Source organism: Aestuariibaculum suncheonense (assembly GCF_014596935.1).
Taxonomy (GTDB): domain Bacteria; phylum Bacteroidota; class Bacteroidia; order Flavobacteriales; family Flavobacteriaceae; genus Aestuariibaculum; species Aestuariibaculum suncheonense.
The window spans coordinates 411,059-428,618 of the sequence record NZ_JACVXC010000002.1 but is presented as its reverse complement, the minus strand read 5'-3'; the positions used below and the strand labels follow the sequence as shown (position 1 = coordinate 428,618).

The following is a 17,560-nucleotide window of genomic DNA, read 5'->3' as shown; positions in this document are numbered from 1 at the left end:
AAGAGATAATGAAAAAAATAATGTTATTGGTACCAGCCTTAATTGTATTCATTTCCTGTAAAAATGAAAAGAAAGAGGTTGTGCAGGAAACTGAAATTTCTCAGGAAGTAAAGGTGCTTGCGCCCATCAATAATGAAGTTTTAGAATCTGCTGTGATTTATGAAGCTAATATTCGTCAGTATTCTAAAGAAGGGTCGTTTGAAGCATTTACAAAAGATATTCCGCAGTTAAAACAATTAGGCGTTAAAATCATTTGGTTGATGCCGGTGTTTCCTATTTCAGAAACCAATAGAAAAGCTACAGGAGGTGATTTTGCTTATAAAATTGAAGATAAAGCTGAACGAGCCAAAATGTTAGGGAGCTATTACGCGGTTTCAGATTATACCAAAATAAATCCGGAATTCGGAACCATAGAAGATTTCAGAAACCTGATAAAAACCGCTCACGATAATGATATTTACGTGATTTTGGATTGGGTGCCTAATCACACAGGTTGGGATCACGAATGGATAAAAAATCACCCGGATTATTACACGCAAAATGATAAGGGCGAGATTATCGATCCTATTAATCCTGATACAGGTGAATCTTGGGGGTGGGGCGATGTGGCTGATTTAAACTATGATAATTCTGAGATGCGAAAGGAAATGATTGCCGATATGAGTTATTGGATTACCGAAGAAAACGTTGACGGATTCCGTTGTGATGTGGCAAGTAATGTGCCAACCGATTTTTGGATGCAGGCTATTCCTGAGTTGAGAGCAAAAAAGGACATTTTTATGTTAGCTGAGGCATCTCAGCCTGAACTTTTAAAAGCTAATTTATTCGATATGGCTTATGGCTGGGAGTTTCATCATATTTTGAATGAAGTGGCTCAGGGAAAAATGAATGTAAGTGATATAAAAACTTATATAGACAAAATCAAAACGGAATATGAATCGGATGATATTTTAATGAATTTTGTGACCAATCACGATGAAAATTCATGGAATGGAACCGTAAAAGAACGCTTAGGTGAGGCTTCTAATTTAATGACGGCCCTAACTTATATAATGCCGGGCATGCCGTTAATTTATTCGGGTCAGGAATATGGTTTAGATTACCGTTTAAAATTTTTTGAAAAAGATTCTATCCCGAAAACAAAAGGTGAAACCTGGAATGTATTAGAGGAATTAGGTAAGCTTAAAAATACCAATAAGGCCTTAAATGGAGGTAAAGTTTCTGCAGGACTTAATATTATAAATGTTGAAAATAAAGATGTTTTGGTTTTGGAACGACACAAAGAACAAGATAAATTGGTTTTCATTGGTAATTTTTCAAAAGCAGAACAAGAAGTTAATGTACCTATAACAGGACAGTTTACAGATTTTAACACTGGTACGATTTCAGAATTAAAACAAGCTAATCAGCTAACATTAAAACCTTGGGAATATAAAATTCTAATAGGTAAATAATAAATAACTAACTAAACAAAATAAGCATGAAGAGGCAGAGTATCTATATCCTGTTGCTAACCCTACTTACCTGTTTTGAGGTAATAGCACAGCAACTTTCTTCGCCTGATGGCGATGTAGTTTTAGAGATTTCTATAAACTCAAACGGAACACCGAGCTACCAATTATTTTTCAAAGATAAAGCTGTTATAAAATCCAGTAAACTCGGATTTACGCTTAAGGAATCTGAAAATCTGGATAATGGTTTTATAATTTTAGACTCTGAAACATCAACATTTGACGAGACTTGGAAACCAGTTTGGGGAGAAGAAAGTGAAATAAGAAATCACTATAATGAGATGCTTGTCAAGTTAAAACAGGAGTCAACGGGACGTTTAATGAATATCCGTTTACGAGTGTTTGACGAAGGAGTGGGATTTCGTTATGAATTTCCTGAACAACCTAATCTGGGTCATTTCATCATTGAAGATGAAAAAACACAGTTTGCTATGACTGGAGATCATACAGCATTTTGGATTCCGGGAGATTATGATACTCAGGAATACGATTATACTGAATCTCGTTTGTCTGAAATTCGAGAATTGATGGATAAATCGATTACCGAAAACCTGTCGCAAAAGTCGTTTTCTTCAACAGGCGTTCAAACATCATTAATGATGAAAACCGATGACGGTATATATATTAATATTCATGAAGCCGCTTTAATAGATTATTCCGTATTGCATTTGGAATTAGATGATGAAAATATGGTCTTTAACGCTTGGCTAACTCCCGATGTACAAGGTACAAAACCTTATATGATTGCTCCAGCCAATACGCCTTGGCGTACCGTTATGGTTAGTGACGATGCCAGAGATATTTTAGCATCACGTATGACCTATAATTTAAATGATCCATGTGTTTTAGAGGATACGTCATGGATTAAACCTGTGAAGTATGTAGGTGTTTGGTGGGAAATGATTACCGGAAAAAGTTCATGGGCATATACAAACGATTTTAAAGCTGTGAAATTGGGAGTGACTGAATATGGTACAGCTACTCCTAATGGAACACATGGAGCGACCAACAAGCGCGTAAAAGAACTCATTGATTTTGCCGCTTTACATGGTTTTGATGGCGTTTTAGTAGAAGGTTGGAATGTTGGCTGGGAGGATTGGTTTGGACACTCCAAAGATTATGTATTCGATTTTGTAACGCCATACCCTGATTTTAATGTAGACGAAATTCAAGCTTACGCAAAATCTAAAGGAGTTGAAATGATTATGCATCACGAAACATCTTCTTCCGTTAGAAACTACGAAAGACATTTGGATGCAGCCTATCAGTTTATGAAAGATCATGGTTACAATGCGGTTAAAAGTGGTTATGTTGGGGATATTTTACCAAGAGGAGAGAATCATTACAGCCAATGGATGATTAATCACTACCAATATGCTATTGAAAAAGCAGCTGATTATGAGATTATGGTAAATGCTCATGAAGCGGTTAGACCAACAGGAATAGCCAGAACATATCCAAATTTAATAGGTAATGAATCAGCTCGTGGTACCGAGTATCAGGCCTTTGGAGGATCGAAGCCTAATCATGTTACAGTATTACCTTTTACCCGTTTAATAGGTGGACCAATGGATTATACTCCTGGTATTTTCGAAATGGATATCAGTAAATTAAATCCGAATAACAATTCTCATGTTAATAGTACTATAGCCAATCAGTTGGCGCTTTATGTTACTATGTACAGCCCGTTGCAAATGGCAGCTGATTTACCTGAAAACTACAATAAGTTTTTAGATGCTTTTCAGTTTATAAAAGATGTTGCGGTTGACTGGGATAAAAGTGTGTATTTAGAAGCAGAACCAGGAAGCTATATCACCATTGCAAGAAAAGCTAAAGGTACAAACAATTGGTTTGTGGGTAATGTTAATGGAAAACAAACCCGAGAATCTAATATCTCATTAGACTTCCTGGATAAGGATAAAAAATATACAGCAACCATTTATGCCGATGCTAAGGATGCTAATTATAAAACGAATCCGCAGGCCTACACGATAAGAAAAATGAAAGTGACTAATAAGACGAAGTTATCATTAAATAGTGTAGAAGGTGGTGGTTATGCTATAAGTATTATGGAAGAATAGGAAGATTTTGAAGGGACGAAAAGTATTAATATCATAATAAAGGGCGGCTTGAGATTCAAGCCGCTTTTTTTTTTTTGATTCAATTAAAATAAATTCTAATCTATTTTTAATGAGGTCATGGTTAATGATCCAGCTACTGGTTTATCGTTAAATAAAGTTACTTTTTCGTTTTCTTCTTTTAAAGCTAAAGTGTAAAGTAGTGGTAAATAATGTTCGGGTGTTGGAATAGCCAAATCGAAAGCTTTACCTTGTGACCTGAAATTGATAAGACTATCATGATCGTTATCTAAAATAAAGGTTTTCATTTTTTCATTAGCCTCAGTGGCCCAGTCATAAGCATATTCTTCATTTAATCTATTCCAAGCTACCATACGCAGATTGTGTACCATATTTCCACTTCCAACAATCAATACGCCTTTGTGCCTTAATTTATTAAGCTGTTGTGCAAGTTCGTAATGATCTTTAGGAGATTGCGTATAATCAATACTCATCTGAATTACCGGAATATCAGCGTTAGGGTAGAGGTGTTTAATAACACTCCATGCGCCATGATCAAGACCCCATTTTTTGTCTAAACCAACTTCGGTTTTAGTAATTAGTTTTTTTGTTTCCTGAGCCAATTCAGGGCTTCCGGGAGCCGGGTACTGCACGTCAAACAACTCTTGCGGAAACCCTCCAAAGTCGTGAATGGTTGGTGGGTTTTGCATGGTAGTTACAAAAGTTCCACGTGTTTCCCAGTGAGCAGAGATGCATAAAATGGCATTTGGTTTGGTAAGTTCCTGACCTAATTTTCTGAAATTTTGAACAAATTCATTTTCCTCAATAGCATTCATCGGGCTTCCGTGACCAAGAAATAATACAGGCATTTTTTCTGTATTATTCATGGAAGAGGTCATTTTATCTAAATCTTTTAAATTCATACTTGAGCCAATTAGAGGCAATACAGCCAAGGATTTTAAGAAGTTTTTTCTATCCATTTTAAAAAGGAAGTTATAAAAAAGGATTCCAAAAAAGCAGAATCCTTTTACTGATTTATAAAACCTCACTTATTGATTTGGCTAAAGGTGTTGTTGGTCTTCCTAACAAATTAGAAAGTTGATGATTGGCTTCGAATAAATCGCCTTTTGAAGCCGAGACATCCCAATTGGCTAGTCCTTTAGCTAAACCCTCTGGAAGTCCTACTTGCAATAAAATACCAGCGTATGCTTCTTCTGGTAAGTTTTTATAAGGGATCTCTTTTCCTGTTTGTTTAGAGATTTCAGAAGCCAAATCGGTTAAGGTGTAACTTTTATCTCCGGCAAGTTCAAATGTTTTTCCTTTATTGTTTTCATCGCTAATAACTATAGCTAGAGCCTCAGCATAATCTAATCGAGCAGCTGACGAAATTTTCGCATCTCCGGCACTACCAATAAAAGCTCCATTTTGAATAGCACTAGGTATAGACGCTGTGTAATTTTCGGTATACCAGCCATTACGTAGGATAGTAAAGTCTAGACCTGAATTTTTAAGTTCTTGTTCTGTAGCCAAGTGTTCACCTGCTAAACTTAAAGTAGAGGTGTCAGCACGAAGAAGACTTGTGTAAACCACCCAATTTACGTTAGATTTTTTAGCAGCATCTATCACGTTTTTATGTTGTCTTGCTCGTTGTCCAATTTCATTGGCCGAAATAAAAACTAAACGATCAATGTCGAGAAGGGCTCTTTCTAAACTTTCAGGATTGTTATAGTCAAACTCACAAGCCTCAATTCCTAATCCTTTAGCTTTTTCTGTTGAACGAACCAGCGCTACAAGATGATCACTATTTTCTCTTTTTTTAAGTTCTTCAACTACAAGTTGACCTAATTGACCAGTAGCTCCTGTTATTCCTATTTTCATAATTTATGTTTATTAAGATTTCTATTGTATATTTGATTTATAAAAGTATTTAACTAACTTTTAGTAAGTCAAATATATAATATAATTATTTTATTTGCAATAGGTTACGTTTGAGTTGGATACTTACGTTTAGGTTAGTTTTTATGATAATCAAAATGCTATGGATCAAGAAATATTAAAAAAATATAGTAATGTAGATGAATGTCCGGTGAGAAATGTGTTGGATCGTATTGGAAATAAATGGACTTTATTAGTTCTGCTGGTTTTAGAAGAACAACAGGTGCTACGATTTAACGAGTTGCATACTTATATCTCCACGATATCTCAAAAAATGTTGAGTGTTACATTAAAGAGCCTGGAGGCTGATGGATTAGTGAAACGCACCATTTATCCGCAAGTTCCGCCAAAAGTTGAATATGAGTTAACAGCGAGAGCACAATCGCTTTTACCGTTGATTCATAATTTGGTAGATTGGTCTAAAACACATATCAATGCCATTAAAACCTCAAGGAAACATTATGAGTTGGTGACACGGAAGTAACATGTTAAATCTGAGTTTACCACCATGTTTCGTTTTAATTTCATGAACTTTGCAACAGATAAAATCTATTGAAAAGGAGATTGTAAGACTATGAATTCAAAACAAACAGCGTATTCTATTTTAGAATTAGCATTAATATCCAAAGGACAATCTGTTCAACAAACTTATGCTAATTCGGTTAAATTGGCGCAGAAAGCTGAAGAGTTGGGATATACACGCATCTGGTTTGCAGAACACCATAATATGATGGCTGTAGGAAGTAATGCGCCTACGGTTTTAATAGGTCATATTGCAGAAATGACATCTGTAATTCGTGTAGGATCGGGCGGAGTGATGCTGCCAAATCATTCGCCTTTAGTTGTGGCTGAGCAATTTGGAACCTTAGGGAATTTGTATCCCAATCGAATTGATTTAGGATTGGGTAGAGCTCCGGGTACAGATCGAGATACGGCGTTAGCTATAAAATCTGATTTTTTACAGGCGTCACATTCGTTTCCTAATGATGTGGAGCAAATTCAAATGTTATTTTCAAAACAGAATGAATCTGCAAAAGTAAGGGCGGTTGTTGCTGAAGGGGTGGAAGTGCCTATATATATTTTAGGAAGCAGTACCGACAGCGCACATTTGGCGTCTAAAAAAGGATTGCCATACGCTTTTGCGAGTCATTTTGCAACGGCATATTTAGATGAAGCTTTAGCGATTTATAGAAGCCAGTTTAAACCTTCGGTAGATTTGGATTCGCCTTATGTAATTGCTGGGGTTAATGTTATTATTGCTGATACCGATGCAGAAGCAAAACGCTTATTTACCTCGTCTTTAAGAATGATTATAGGGATGTTTACCGGCAAGCGCGACTATTTGAATCCTCCAACAGAAATGACGTCAGATTTGGAAGAGATTATTCAGCACCCTCAAATCCAGAATATGATTAAATACAGTTTCATAGGAAGTAAAGAAACGGTTAAGGAGAAAGTAAAAGCTTTCTTGGAGCAAACTCAGGCAGATGAATTAATTGTTTCTACAAATGTATATGATGTAAATGATAGATTGTATTCGGTTGAACGTTTTTCGGAGGTTATGAGAGAAATGAATAATATTTGATTGTAAGAGTCTGTTTAGTTAATAGGTTGATTTTTTTTAGTTTTATTAGTGAAATAAGTCTGTTCTTTTAGATTTAGGAAGTGGAAAGCCGATCTTCTTTCTTTTTATACGTATTGGCTATACCATAGATGTTTTTCATTCGCTCTAATTTCCTGTTACAGGATTACGGAATGAAAAATAAACATACCAACGCTTGTCTAAATTGCCGTTAGCTGTATAGATTTTTGGGGTTGAAAATTGGGGGCTTTTACTCAAATCGTGTTCCAAATCGTGTTCAAAAACGTGTTCACTTTTGAAATCAAATGTAAGAAATTCATTTAGATAAGACATAAAAAAAACGGTTTAGAAAACCTAAATCGTTAATTGATTACATTTTGTAGCGAGAGCGGGGCACGATCCCGCGACTTCCGGGTTATGAACTCAACAATCGTGTTCACTAAAACACATTTATTGGGGTTCACAGAGCCCAATTTCTTATAATCGTGTTCACAAACGTGTTCAGGTTTGTGTTAACTTTTTAATATTTTAATATTAAGCAATTTAAGAAATATAATTTATCCACTTCTGCCACTCTAAATTAATTTTCAATAAAAGGTTTAGGTTTTTCTTGAAATTAAATTAATACTCATAAACAACCTTAGTTGTTAACGTCGAAATAAGAAATCTTTGTTTTCATACATTATTTCTTCGATTTTATTTATGATATAACCATTTCTGTTTGGGTTATTTGATTTTTATAATAAAAGAATATAAATTCTATATGCGCATGTTCTTGGGATAAATTGGTCTAGGTCTAAATTCTTAATTATTATCGACTTAATTTAATTTAGGAATATTTATATGTAAGTAATTTATCTGTTTAACACCTCTTTTTTTTTACAAAAGTCAATTTTTTAACCTTTTTAGAAAATTTATACTTGGATTCTTAAAAATTTATTATAAAATTGCATTATGTATTACATAATACTGTTATGATATTTTAACTAATCAAATTACTAAGTATGAAAAAAAGAGACTTTAATATCATGTGTATGATATTTTTATTGCTTTTAAATTTTCCGATTTTAAGTTTTGGACAAGAAAAAGTAATTACAGGACAAGTTGTTTCTGAGGGAGATAATATTCCTTTGCCAGGAGCGACTGTTATTGTAAAGGGAACACAAAGAGGTGCAACTACCGATTTTGATGGAAATTATTCTATTGAAGCTAAAGCGGGAGATGTATTAGTTGTTACTTATGTTGGTTTTACAGCTAGCGAGATTACTGTTGCTTCTACGGCAGTAATTAATGTTGTCTTAAAGGCAGATGTCGCAATGCTTAACGAGGTTGTAATTACTGGTTATGGCCAACAAACCAGAACAACTTTAACAACCTCGGTGTCTAAATTAGATACAGAAATACTTGAAACATCGACAAGATCTAATGCTGCAACTGCATTGCAAGGAACTATTGCTGGTTTACGTGTAACAAATACTACAGGACAACCGGGTGCGACACCTTCTATTGTTTTACGTGGAGGAACCAATTTTAGCGGTAATGATTCACCTTTAATTTTAGTGGATGGAATTCCTAGTTCATTTTATGCTTTAAACTCAGATGATATTGAGTCTATTGAAGTGTTAAAAGATGCTGCTGCAACAGCTATTTATGGAGCAAGGGCTGCAAATGGTGTAATTTTAGTAACCACCAAAACAGGAAAAGTAGGTAAGTCTTCCATAAATTATAAGTACAAGTATAGTACCAATCATGAAAGAGATGATCAAAAATATATTGGAGCAGCCGATCATATAAATTATAACAGACAAGGTATTGCATGGTATAGAGAAGTCGCTAACAATGCTGGTGCATTTGGCGCATTTTTAGATGGTAAAAATGGAGCAGCAACAGGAAATAATACAACTAACGATCCTTATACAACACAGCTTCTAACTTCTAGTAATGAATATTTACTAAATCAACCAGGATGGAGTTCAATTCCAGATATATTAAATCCTTCACGAAGCATTTTATTTTATGATAACAAAAATGTAGGTGACCGTATTTATCAAAATAGTGAAACAAAGGATCATTATTTGTCTTTTGATGGTGGAAATGAAAATGGAACATATTATTTAGGCTTAGGTTTACTTGATAATGATGGTTTGGTTTTGGGGTCCGGATTTAAAAGATATTCTGGAAAGTTTAGTGGATCGTATAATATCAATGAAAGTATAAAGGTGAATTCTAATATTTTATACTCTCATTCAAATTTAAATCAGAGCCCGTTAGGTGGTGAAGATACCGTTTTTAGAAGATTTCAAGGTCAGGCTTCAACATCAAGAACTTTTGATAGTAATCCAGACGGTACATGGTCTGATCAATATGCTGTAGGTACAAATCAAGGTTTTGGTAATCCGCTGTATTATCAAGATAAGTTTGTTAGAAAAAATTTAGAACAGCGTTTATCGGCATCGGTGGGATTAGATTGGAAGATTATTGATGATTTGAAGCTTTCCGTAAATGGAAGTCATTTCACTATAAATAATCATAACGAAAGTTTTAATAGAGCTTACAGAACAGGTAGTACCACAGGTCCTCTTATAACAACCAGAGGAGCTGGAGTTTCACTCGGAAGAACATTAAGGAATCAGTTAACAGGAACTTTAAATTATATGAAAAGTTTTGGAAATCACAATGTTAATGCCTTGGTTGGAACAGAATATTTTAAAGATAATTATTTCGCATCTTCGGCAGCAACAAGAAACTCACCAACTGATTTAATAGAAACATTAAATGCTGGAGCAGAAGCCGACGGTATTCCATCAACTTCAGAAACCGAATATGTAATTGTGTCTGCTTTTGGTAGATTATTGTACGATTTTGATAATAAATATTTAGTTGGATTTACCTTCAGAAATGATGGCTCCTCACGTTTAGGAAACGAAAAATTCGGGTTCTTTCCAGGGTTATCTTTAGGATGGAATGCCCATAACGAAGCATTTTTTCAAAACGGTTCAATAAGCAATGTTATTTCTAGTTTAAAGCCTAGATTAAGTTATGGTGTAAACGGTAATCTTGATGTATTAAGTAATTACGGAGTTTACGGTTCTTACGGAGAGCAAGGAGTTTATAATGGACAAACAGGTTATGCCAATTCTTCATTACCAACACTGGATTTAGTTTGGGAGAAGTCAACAACATTAAATGCTGGTCTTGATGTGTCATTTTTTGATAGTAGATTATCATTAATTGCAGATGTTTATTCTAGAGATATTGAAGATAAATTGGCAAATCAATTACTACCATATTATACAGGTTTTGGTTCAATTTTAACCAATAATGGAACTTTAAGAAATAGGGGTATTGAGTTACAGTTAAATGCTGATATTATTAGAACTGATGATTTAACCTGGAATTTTGGAGCCACATTTACTTCAAATAGAAATTACGTTGTAAGTCTACCTGATAACGATAATGATTTTAATAGACAAGGAGGAACTTTGATCTGGAATCCAAAAACACAACAAGAAGAATGGGTAGGCGGATTACAGGAAGGTAAACGTTATGGTGGTGATTTAGTAGTTGCTTTTGAACAAGAAAAAATTTATGCTACACAAGCTGAAGCTGATGCCGATAATGCCATTACAGATGAATACATGCCTGCAGCAAGCCGAAACAAACGTTGGGCGGGAGATGTAAAATGGGTAGACCAAAATGGAGATGGGGTAATAAATAACCTGGATAGAAAAGTTATAGGTCGTACAACTCCTGATTTTGTAGGAGGTTTCACTACAAGTTTAGCATATAAAAACTTCAATTTATTTGTGAAAACTGATTTTGCTACAGGACATTTAGTCTGGAATCATATTAGAGCAAAAGGTTATGGGCAAACCCAAGGGAATCTTGAACAACCAATTGAGGTTTTAGATTCTTGGACCCCAGATAATACTGATACAAACTGGCCTCGTTTTGTATTTGTTAATGGCTCTAAAAATGTTTGGAGAGGTAATGAAGGAGCTGGTAGTTTACAAACCGAAGGTAACTCACAATTCTGGGAAAAAGGAGATTACTTGGCGTTGAGAGAAATTACATTAAGCTATAATATTCCAACTGAATATTTTAAAGATGTAATTAAAAGACTTAACATTTATGTAACTGGTTCCAACTTACATTATTTTAAAAGTATGAGCGGAGACACACCTGAAGTTGGTGGAGTACAGTATGGTGAATTTCCTGTACCTAGAACATTTACGGTAGGACTAAATGTAACATTTTAAATAAAAAAAAAGATGAAGAAGTATTTATATATATTAATAGCTGTGATGACATTCAGCGCTTGTGAAAGTGAATTAGATTTAACAAGTCCAAGTCAATTAACAGCGGCAGGTTTTTGGGATACAGAGGAAGGAGCAAGAACTGCTCAAACAGGAATGTATGCAAATTTAAGATCTACAGCTGGCAACTTATGGTTGTTAGGAGAAATGAGAAGTGATATTTGGGGAGGAAGAACCTATGAATCTCCGGCAAATGAAGCTTTAATCGAATCAAATATAACTGTTTCAACAGCTCCTTTTGGAGGCTGGGCAGGTTTGTATACAAATATTCACAGAATAAATGACTTTCTTAAGAATGTGCCAAATGTAAGTTTTATTAATGAAGCAGATAAAAACCATTTGTTAGGACAGGCCTACGGCTTAAGAGCGCTGTATTACTATACTTTGTTAAAAACATGGGGAGATGTGCCTATTATTTTAGAACCACTAACAACAGTTGATGCGTCAGCTTTAAGTAAGCCTCGTTCTTCTCAAACTGATGTAATGGCTCAAATAAAATCTGATATAGCATCATCTTTATCTGCTTTTGGGTCTGATAATAGTTTTTTTGAAGGACAGAGAATTTACTGGTCTAAGCCAGCTACATTAGCACTTAAGGGAGACGTGTACATTTGGTCAGGTAACCTTTTAGGTGGTGGTAACGCTGATTTTACTGAAGCTAAAGCGGCATTACAGCAAATCGCATCATTAGGTATCGAACTAGAACCCCTATCAAGTTTATGGGGTGTTGAAAACGAAGCTAATAATGAATTTATTTTTGCCATTCAGTATAAGCAAGACGAAGCTTCTAATATTTATAACAGTCTTACAGGAAGAAGTACAGAGATTAATGTTCAGTATAATGATATGGGAGCCTCAATGAGTGATTTTGTTATTGCTGGAGCCAATAGATATGGACAGTCTGAAAAAACAATTTTACTCCTGGATGATAATGATGATGGTAGAAAGGATGCGACCTTTATAAGGTTATATACAGATGATAATGGTGGACTAGGGTATTCTTCTTACGACGAATCAAAATACTTTGGGTCAATATTTAACAAGTTTCTTGGTGTTGTTAAAGGATCAGAACGCATTTTTGAAAATGATGTCCCTCTTTATCGTTACGCCGATGTAGTTTTACTTCTGGCAGAGGCCAAAAACTTACTGGGAGAAGATCCTTCATCCGAGATAAACCAAATTCGTGAAAGAGCCTATGGCGATAATTATAATCCATTAATTCACGCCTACACAAATAGCACTAAAGTGAATAATACCAATGCCATTTTAAATGAGCGTTATAAAGAATTTATAGGCGAAGGAAAGCGTTGGTGGGATTTGCGTAGAGCAGGTAACAGTTTTGTAATAGATAATATTAGTTTTTTAAGTACTGGCGATGAGTATAAGTTAGTACTACCAATCACAAATGACATGATTGGGAGAAATCCATTGTTGCAACAAACAACAGGATATATAGAGTAAGTTTAGTTTGGTTAATTGTAATTGAGTTAGTGACCAAAAAGAGGGTTAAGGTTTGGCCTGAACCCTCTTTAATTTACTGTTTTGATTATAAGAATAGCATTAATTAGGTATAAAAAATGAAGATAGAGAATTTAATAGCGGCTACATATGCCCCAATGCATCAGGATGGTTCATTGAATACAGGAGTCATAAAAGATTATGCTCAATTTTTAATAAATAATAAGGTCTCGGGAGTATTCATGAATGGGTCTACAGGTGATTTTGTCTCATTATCCACCGAAGAGCGCAAAGCATTAACTTTAGCTTGGTCTGAAAATAAGTCGTCAGATTTGTATTTGATAGATCATGTAGGAGATCCTAGTTTAAAAGTGTCAAAGGAATTAGCGACTTATGCATCGGATAAGGTTGATGCCATAGCAGTATTAGCGCCTTATTATTTTAGGTTGAATAGTATAGATAAATTGGTGCAATACTGTAAGGAAGTTGCAGCTTGTGCTCCAAAATTACCCTTTTATTATTATCATATACCAGTATTAAGTGGAGCTAACTTAAATATGATTGAGTTTTTAAAAATTGCTCCTAGGGAAATTCCAACTTTTGCAGGAATAAAATTTACGAACAATAATTTAATCGATTATTTACATTCCAAAAACTTTGAAGACGGAAAGTATAATATATTATTTGGTTTCGATGAAATCTTTCTTTCAAGTCTTCCTTTGGGGGCTAAAGGGTGGGTAGGTAGTACCTACAATCATATTCCATCATTATACTATAAAATAAAAGAATTGTTTGAAGCAGGACAAATGCAAAAGGCAGCTCAGTTACAGACTAAAGCAATTCGTTTTGTTGAAATTTTGGATAGTAAAGGAGGATTTAATGGGGTTGCTAAAGGTTTTATGAAAACGTATGGTATCGATTGTGGACCAAGTAGATTTCCGCATTCTAATGTTTCGAATGAAGTTTATGATGATATTAAAAAAGAACTTGAAAAGATTGGCTTATCTGAGTTTTTAGGCAAATAGTTGATTGTTAGTATTTAAAAACCCAAGCAATTAATATTAATTACTTGGGTTTTTTATTAAGAATAAGAAAAATGATTTTAGACAAAATTGAAAATATAAGCTTATATCAAGGAACTCATAAAAACTTGGATATTGCCTTGAAATACTTGAAAAAAGGAGGTTATTCAGGTTTAAAGGCAGGTAAATATAACATTCAAGGAGATGAGGTATATGCTATTATAAAAGTATGTAAAACAAAAACTGCCATTCAGCATAAAAATGTGTTAGAAGCTCATAAAAAGTTCATAGATATACATTATGTAATTGAAGGAACAGAGCAAATTGGTTTTGCTACTTTAAATAAACAAATACCTATAAAAGCATACAATTTAGAAGATGATTATGCTCTTTATAAATCATCATACAACGTATTAACCATGGAAAAAGGAATGTTTGCTATTTTTTTTCCCGATGACACCCATTTGCCTGAAATTGAATTTAATAAAATATCAGATTTAAAAAAGGTAATCGTAAAAGTTAAGATTTAGCTTTTTCCAAAACGCGGTTTAAATGAGGCTCCAAGTGATTAGATAATCCTTTTCGAAATGCTTTTATGTTATCGTCTTTTAAAAAGTTTAATAATTCTCGATGAGTTGTGAATTTTTTCGAATACTTAAATGGTTCTGCGTTAGGTAACTTGTGCTCATGAACATATTGAAAAACAGGTAACAATAGGTTTTGAAAACGTTGTAAAGTTTTATTTCCAGACATTTCATAAAGTTTTCCGTGAAAAGCAACTTCGTTCTCTAACTTAAAAACAGTAGATTCAGAATTATTGGATTCCATTCGATTCACAATTTCTTCTAATTCCTTTAAATCCTCATCGGTTTTTCTGGCAAACAAAATATCAACCATTCCCATTTCTAATATTAACCGAAGTTCAAAAATATCTTTTAGGGTTTCGTCTTCAAGTAAGTTTGAATCTATGACCTTTTCAAAATTTTGAATAAAATCAGGATGAGAAAGTACCATTCCTTTATGTTTCTTAGTTTCAATAATACCAATGGTACGCAATCTGGAAAGAGCTTCTCTTATAACCGTTCTGCTAACACCTAAAGCTTCGGCAAATTGAAGTTCTTTGGGTATGGCATCTCCAACTTCAAGATTGTTGTTTTTTATGTACTCGTTTATACGCATTTCAACTTTATCAACTAAACTAAGAGTATTTAAAGGTGTAATATTCAAATCTTTTTTCATTGGGAATAAATTTATGACAAATGTAAATTATAAATTTTATTTTATTAAATTTGTATTATGTTATACATAATAACAAATATAACATTTTTTTTATAGCTACCGATTAAAAGTTTTGAAATGAATTATAGCATACTTTATAAAGATACATTATTAAAAGATATTTTACCTTTTTGGGAAAGGTACTCCATTGATACACAGTATGGTGGTTATTTTACGTGTTTAGATAGAAATGGCAAGGTTTACGATACCGACAAATTTATATGGCTTCAAGGAAGACAAGCCTGGACATTCTCTATGTTATATAATAGGGTTGAAAAGAATCCTAAATGGCTTGAGATTGCAAAAAGCGGAGTTGATTTTTTACGAAATTATGGAAGAGATACAGAAGGGAACTTTTACTTTTCAGTAACTCAGAAAGGAGAGCCATTAGTGCAGCCATATAATATTTTTTCAGATTGTTTTGCAGCTATGGCTTTTAGTCAATATGCCATTGCAACAAATGATGACGAAATAAAAGAACTGGCCAAAACTACTTATTTCAATATTTTACAACGCATTGATAATCCAAAAGGGAAGTATGAAAAAAATACCTCGACGAGACCCTTAGTTGGTTTTTCTTTACCTATGATACTATCAAATTTAGTATTAGAACTTGAGGGTGTATTATCTTCTGAGGAAGTTAATAAAACTATTGATTATAGTGTTAATCAGGTGATGGAAATCTTTTTGGATAAGAAAACAGGTTTAGTTTTTGAAAATGTGCAGCCCGATGGAAGTCATGATAATAGCTTTAATGGACGATTATTAAATCCAGGACACGGGATAGAGGCTATGTGGTTTATGATTGATATTGGTGTTAGAAAACGCGATTCTAAATTAATAAATCGAGCAACAGAGACTATTCTTAGAATTCTGGAACACAGTTGGGATAAAGACTATGGCGGTATTTTTTACTTTATGGATGCAAGCGGGTATCCTTTACAGCAATTAGAGTGGGATCAAAAATTATGGTGGGTTCATTTAGAAACCTTAGTGGCTTTAGCTAAAGCCTACGAACATACTCAGAAAGATGAGGTTTTTAATTGGTACAAAAAAGTACATGACTATTCTTGGAGCCACTTTTCAGATGCTGAAAATGGCGAATGGTTTGGATATTTAAACAGACAAGGAGAAGTATTATTAAATTTAAAGGGCGGAAAATGGAAAGGATGTTTTCATGTGCCTAGAGCCATGTTCCAGTGTTGGAAATCTTTTGAAAAAATAGAAGCTAATATTCAAAAAAATAAATTAAATGATTAATAAAAGTATTTTAATACTAGGTTTAGTATTGTTAAGTTCCTGTGGAACGAAAGTAAAGGAAGTTAATACTTCTTTAGGAAATCAGATGCCGGAATTTGTTACCTTATTTGAGAAAGGAATGGAGGAAGGAGTATTGTGTTACAGGATACCTTCAATTGTAACAGCTCCTAATGGCGATTTAATTGCGGCAATAGATCAAAGAGTGCCTTCATGCGGAGATTTAAAATGGAGCAGAGATATAAATATTATAGTTAGAAGAAGTCAGGACAATGGAAAAACCTGGTCCGATATTGAAACTGTTGTAAATTTTCCAGATGGATACTCTGCGTCAGACCCATCAATGATTGTTGACAAAGAAACTGGTGATATATTTATGTTTTACAATTACATGGATTTAGAAACAGAAAGGGATGTCTATTATCTGCATGTGGTAAAAAGTTCCGATAACGGTAAAACCTGGTCTAAACCTGAAGATATAACATCTCAGATAGCGAAACCTGAATGGCATAACGATTTTAAATTTATCACTTCAGGAAGAGGTATTCAAACCAGTTCGGGTAAACTACTTCATACCATGGTAAATTTAAACAAAGGATTGCATGTTTTTGGAAGTGACAACCATGGCAAAAGCTGGTATTTTATTTCTACACCTATTATGCCTGCGGATGAGTCTAAGATTGTAGAATTAGTAGACGGGACTTTAATGATTAACGCAAGAGTGAATAAAACAGGAATGCGCTATGTTCACAAATCTCAGGATGAAGGACAAACATGGGAAACTAAAACGGCTCCTGATTTAATAGATCCGGGATGCAATGCCAGTATAATTAGATATACTTCTAAAAAGGATGGATTTAAAAAGGACAGATTACTGTTTTCAAATGCTAAATCTGAAAATAATAGAATTAACATGACTGTAAGAATTAGTTATGATGAAGGAAAAACCTGGAGTGAAGGAAAAACAATTTATACAGGATCATCAGCTTATTCTTCTTTAACTATTCTAAAAAATGGTGAGATAGGTATCTTTTTTGAAAAAGACGAATACTCGAAAAATGATTTTGCCCGTTTTTCTTTAGAGTGGTTAACTGATGGTAAAGACGCCTTTACACATCCATAA

Annotated in this window: 14 protein-coding genes; 10 read left to right on the top strand and 4 right to left on the bottom strand. The window is 34.0% G+C overall.

Annotation, left to right across the window (positions count from 1 at the left end; all coding sequences use genetic code 11):
* The first annotated feature begins 8 nt into the window (after positions 1 to 8).
* Both ICJ84_RS07470 and ICJ84_RS07465 read left to right on the top strand, forming a co-directional pair.
* Positions 9 to 1,454 (top strand): alpha-amylase family glycosyl hydrolase, encoded by a 1,446-nt coding sequence (locus tag ICJ84_RS07470; RefSeq protein WP_188215747.1) that lies wholly within the window; start codon positions 9 to 11, stop codon positions 1,452 to 1,454.
* Positions 1,455 to 1,480: 26 nt separating this feature from the next.
* Positions 1,481 to 3,592 (top strand): glycoside hydrolase family 97 protein, encoded by a 2,112-nt coding sequence (locus ICJ84_RS07465; RefSeq protein WP_188215746.1) that lies wholly within the window; start codon positions 1,481 to 1,483, stop codon positions 3,590 to 3,592.
* Between the two features lie 95 nt (positions 3,593 to 3,687).
* Here the strand turns inward: ICJ84_RS07465 and ygiD are convergent, their stop codons facing one another.
* Complete coding sequence (gene ygiD, locus ICJ84_RS07460) at positions 3,688 to 4,512, bottom strand: 4,5-DOPA-extradiol-dioxygenase (protein ID WP_455423513.1); 825 nt, start codon at positions 4,510 to 4,512, stop codon at positions 3,688 to 3,690.
* A gap of 112 nt (positions 4,513 to 4,624) precedes the next feature.
* Entirely contained in the window at positions 4,625 to 5,467 is an 843-nt protein-coding gene (locus tag ICJ84_RS07455; RefSeq protein WP_188215744.1) for an SDR family oxidoreductase, read from the bottom strand.
* Positions 5,468 to 5,627: 160 nt separating this feature from the next.
* Between ICJ84_RS07455 and ICJ84_RS07450 the strand changes: the two genes are divergently transcribed.
* Together ICJ84_RS07450 and ICJ84_RS07445 are read left to right on the top strand one after the other, a co-directional pair.
* A complete protein-coding gene (locus ICJ84_RS07450; RefSeq protein ID WP_188215743.1) occupies positions 5,628 to 6,008 on the top strand; it encodes a winged helix-turn-helix transcriptional regulator in 381 nt (126 codons plus the stop codon).
* Between the two features lie 90 nt (positions 6,009 to 6,098).
* Positions 6,099 to 7,109, top strand: a complete 1,011-nt coding sequence (locus ICJ84_RS07445; RefSeq protein WP_188215742.1) for an LLM class flavin-dependent oxidoreductase — start codon at positions 6,099 to 6,101, stop codon at positions 7,107 to 7,109.
* Between the two features lie 144 nt (positions 7,110 to 7,253).
* Here the strand turns inward: ICJ84_RS07445 and ICJ84_RS07440 are convergent, their stop codons facing one another.
* Complete coding sequence (locus ICJ84_RS07440) at positions 7,254 to 7,439, bottom strand: hypothetical protein (protein ID WP_188215741.1); 186 nt, start codon at positions 7,437 to 7,439, stop codon at positions 7,254 to 7,256.
* A gap of 671 nt (positions 7,440 to 8,110) precedes the next feature.
* On the opposite strand from ICJ84_RS07440, the gene ICJ84_RS07435 reads away from it, so the two are divergent.
* From ICJ84_RS07435 to ICJ84_RS07420, 4 genes are all read left to right on the top strand, one after another.
* Complete coding sequence (locus ICJ84_RS07435) at positions 8,111 to 11,365, top strand: SusC/RagA family TonB-linked outer membrane protein (RefSeq protein WP_188215740.1); 3,255 nt, start codon at positions 8,111 to 8,113, stop codon at positions 11,363 to 11,365.
* A gap of 12 nt (positions 11,366 to 11,377) precedes the next feature.
* A complete protein-coding gene (locus ICJ84_RS07430) occupies positions 11,378 to 12,883 on the top strand; it encodes a RagB/SusD family nutrient uptake outer membrane protein (protein ID WP_188215739.1) in 1,506 nt (501 codons plus the stop codon).
* Between the two features lie 116 nt (positions 12,884 to 12,999).
* Positions 13,000 to 13,905: a dihydrodipicolinate synthase family protein gene (locus ICJ84_RS07425; protein ID WP_188215738.1), complete on the top strand. Its 906-nt coding sequence runs from the start codon at positions 13,000 to 13,002 to the stop codon at positions 13,903 to 13,905.
* Between the two features lie 71 nt (positions 13,906 to 13,976).
* Positions 13,977 to 14,432, top strand: a complete 456-nt coding sequence (locus ICJ84_RS07420; protein WP_188215737.1) for a YhcH/YjgK/YiaL family protein — start codon at positions 13,977 to 13,979, stop codon at positions 14,430 to 14,432.
* Here the strand turns inward: ICJ84_RS07420 and ICJ84_RS07415 are convergent.
* Positions 14,422 to 15,141, bottom strand: coding sequence for a FadR/GntR family transcriptional regulator (locus ICJ84_RS07415; protein WP_188215736.1), 720 nt, complete (start codon positions 15,139 to 15,141; stop codon positions 14,422 to 14,424). The genes ICJ84_RS07420 and ICJ84_RS07415 overlap by 11 nt on opposite strands.
* Before the next feature lie 117 nt (positions 15,142 to 15,258).
* Between ICJ84_RS07415 and ICJ84_RS07410 the strand changes: the two genes are divergently transcribed.
* Both ICJ84_RS07410 and ICJ84_RS07405 read left to right on the top strand, forming a co-directional pair.
* Positions 15,259 to 16,440: an AGE family epimerase/isomerase gene (locus ICJ84_RS07410; protein WP_188215735.1), complete on the top strand. Its 1,182-nt coding sequence runs from the start codon at positions 15,259 to 15,261 to the stop codon at positions 16,438 to 16,440.
* Positions 16,433 to 17,560 (top strand): sialidase family protein, encoded by a 1,128-nt coding sequence (locus ICJ84_RS07405; protein ID WP_188215734.1) that lies wholly within the window; start codon positions 16,433 to 16,435, stop codon positions 17,558 to 17,560. Before ICJ84_RS07410 ends, ICJ84_RS07405 begins: the two co-directional genes overlap by 8 nt.